Origin of the sequence: Streptomyces sp. ERV7 (assembly GCF_001653515.1) — a bacterium.
Classification (GTDB): domain Bacteria; phylum Actinomycetota; class Actinomycetes; order Streptomycetales; family Streptomycetaceae; genus Streptomyces.
Window position 1 is genome coordinate 1 of sequence record NZ_LYOY01000003.1, and the last position, 2,866, is coordinate 2,866.

Annotated in this window: 4 protein-coding genes; 1 reads left to right on the forward strand and 3 read right to left on the reverse strand. The window is 65.4% G+C overall.

Annotated features, from left to right (window positions below; all coding sequences use genetic code 11):
* Positions 1 to 351, forward strand: a 351-nt coding sequence (locus tag A8W25_RS05400; protein ID WP_324616182.1) for an SH3 domain-containing protein, incomplete at its 5' end; no start/stop codon positions are given.
* Between the two features lie 243 nt (positions 352 to 594).
* On the opposite strand, the gene A8W25_RS05405 is transcribed toward A8W25_RS05400, so the two are convergent.
* The 3 genes from A8W25_RS05405 to A8W25_RS05415 all read right to left on the reverse strand — a co-directional run bounded on the left by A8W25_RS05405 (position 595) and on the right by A8W25_RS05415 (position 2,709).
* Entirely contained in the window at positions 595 to 990 is a 396-nt protein-coding gene (locus tag A8W25_RS05405; RefSeq protein WP_067156784.1) for a hypothetical protein, read from the reverse strand.
* A gap of 51 nt (positions 991 to 1,041) precedes the next feature.
* On the reverse strand, positions 1,042 to 1,443 hold the full coding sequence (locus A8W25_RS05410; RefSeq protein ID WP_067156810.1) for a hypothetical protein: 402 nt from the start codon (positions 1,441 to 1,443) through the stop codon (positions 1,042 to 1,044).
* Between the two features lie 108 nt (positions 1,444 to 1,551).
* On the reverse strand, positions 1,552 to 2,709 hold the full coding sequence (locus A8W25_RS05415; RefSeq protein WP_158942408.1) for a hypothetical protein: 1,158 nt from the start codon (positions 2,707 to 2,709) through the stop codon (positions 1,552 to 1,554).
* Positions 2,710 to 2,866: the final 157 nt, after the last annotated feature.

Sequence of the window (2,866 nt, forward strand, 5' to 3'; positions counted from 1 at the left end):
CCCATGCGCTTCACCCGTACCGCCCTGTGCACCGCCGCCCTGGCCGCCCTCGCCATCCCGGCCACCGCGACGGCAGCCTCCGCCGCGCCCGCCACCACCGCCACGGCCTCCACCCTCCTGACGCGCGACTGTGACCAGCCCGGCGAGTGGGCCATCGGCACCCGGGCCGTCACCATCCGCTCCCGCGCCACCACCCACTCCACCGCACTCGGCATCCTGTACCGGGGCCACCGCTTCACCGTCCATAGCACCCGCGGCGACTGGCATTACGTCACCGACCGCACCACCGGCATCACCGGCTGGGTCTCGGGCGCCTACGTCTACCGCAACGCCAGCTTCTGCCTCGACTGAGACGCCGAAGGCGGGTGTTCTCCCTGCTGATGTCGCCGGAGGGGGGACACCCGTCGGGCATGAGAGCCCTGCTCCAGTCCGGTCCCTTCACGGGTCCGGGCGGTTGGCTGTGCCCCGGAGCGAGCACTGTGCGGGCTTGCCCACAGGATCACCGACCGCCCCGTGAAGGCGGGGCCCTGCCGAAGCCCAAGTCTCGGCAGGGCCCTGCAGATGAACGGGTCACGCAGGGGGGTTCGGCAAGATTCACAGGGCGAGCGGGTCCATGTCGTCCCGTTCCACGGTGAATCCGGCTGAGCGCAGAATCCCCATCACCGCGGTCTGCACATGACCTGCCGTCTTGATGAAGTACTGGAAGGCAGGGCCCCCGTCCGGACGGCTCATGTCGTACGCGCTGTGTACGGACGGATCACATTGCCAGTAGACGGAGGCTGCTGCCGGATGGTCCTCAAGGAGTTCGACTTCGATCTTCGCTCCTGGTGACGGGTCGTCGATCGTGCCCAGGCAGGCCGGTAGCCCAGCCTTTCGCAGCTCATCGCACACCTGGCTGGCCACCCGGGACCGTGCCTCAGCCACCTCCGCGGTGACGTGCTTGATCCCGAGGTCTTCGGGTGTCATGCCATCGAAGTTGATGGTGATCACGCTTCCTTGGCTGCCGGGATACCGTCCCGGATCCGCAGGTGCCAGATGCTCTCAACGCATCGAGCGCGCCATGGCAGCCTCAAGGGCTTCGCGAGTGATGGTGGGCGTGAAAACGCAGCTGTCTTCAAGCCCTTCGGGAAGGTGAGCCCGACTGTCCTCGCGGCACAGGAGTGTGCCGTTGCCGGGTTCGATGACCCCCCTGAGCCGGTCCGCAAGCTTCGCGATGATGCCGAGGACTTCGCCAGCCTGTGGACGCTCGACTGCGATGACGGCATCGTCGACAAAAACTTCGGCTTCTCCGCCATCGGCAGCCCGGATCAAGAAGTCCCTGGTGCTAGCGGTTGTGTTCTCCGGGGCGGCATCGTAGGGCGCCAGGACCTCACGCATCACGTCCAAGTCTGCTTGGCCTGGTTCGCCGTTGACGAACGTATGGATCCCCACCGAGCGACTCACTTCAGCACCTCGTATGGAAAGGGGCACGGGTGTTCTCCCCGCAGGTGATGGACACCAATGGCGCGTGCCAGGTGGCCGGGGACGACAGCTTGATCTGGAGGTCGTCACTCAGTTGCTCTCCTCAGTCTGAGCGATGGTCTCCGCGAAGCCGGAAGCGAACGCCTTGTGGGCATGGTCGGTCTCTTCGCGGGCAGCCTGGTCAAGGAGGCGGCTCAACTCCTGCCGATCCTCGAGGGGTGCCTGGTCCAACCGTCTCAGCAACGTCCCCGTCCATGTACGGGTGATTGCGGTGGCGTCACCTTCGTCGATGCTGTGCTCGGTCAGCTTGATGCTGCCGAGCAGAGCCAGGTACGCGGCGGCGAGAACCTGGGTTGAGGTCATTGAAGAACCGGCCGTGGCCAGCGGTGTATCAGGGAGCAGGCAGAGTTCGTCGGCCAGCTCCAACAGTGACCGGTCTGCCGCCCAAAAGCCCCGGCTGGCCATGTCCTGACTGTGCATCGCCCCGGCGAGCCTGCGGAAGACGCTCGCGAGTTCCTGCCGGTCATCGTCTGTCAGGCTGTGCAGGCCCTCCTGCACGATCCGGATGCCCCGCCCGCTGAGCCGAGCCTTCTCTTCCGCGGTGATCCCGGCGTGCGCATCAGGGGCGTCACCGCTCGAGCCGTAGGAGCGGATGGCGGTGATGAGTCCGAGCACGCCCTCCGTGAGGATGTGCACGATGAACCACTGTCTCGGCTGCCGGCCCACAACCTGGATCCCCGAGTCCAGGTCATTGACCTCACCCGCATCACGCGTACGGAAACCGGAAAGTGCAAGGGCGTTTTTGATCGTCTCATCCATGAGCGAACTGACCCTGTTGCTGTATTCGATCACCGGTGCCGGGAGATCAAGCCGCTCCGGTTCCATAAGCCCTAGAACGGCTCCGGTCAGTGATTCCCCGGGATTCCACCCCACATGAACTCCGCCTGCGGGACCATCCATCGTGTTGACAGAGACCCGCGCGCCGGGCTGCCCCTCGCTCGGGGAGCTGGAGAACTCCACGTAAGCGGGGAGCCCAGCCTGCTGCAACTCGCCGTGTACCGCGTTCGCCAGCGCGTGCCGCTCGGAGATGACTTCCTCGGAAGCATGCAGAATGCCGTTCTTTTCGGCGTTGGCACGAACGTGGGGGTCTATATACGTCAAGTCTTCTCCTGGGTCAGTCGTCCGCAGGGGAAACGGTTCGGGCTTTCGGTCCTCCGCCTTGACGGACCAAGCCTCCTGCCGGTCCATGTGCGGCATGAAATCTCGGGCACTGCCGGGCGTCGCCGAAACGTACGTTTCGGCGACGCCCGGCAGCGTGTGCTCACTGCTTCTGGTCAGTCGTGCTTCTGTTCCATGGCCCCTTGGTCATGGAGTGCGAAAGGGGCCAGTCTCCCGCCGTTGGCTC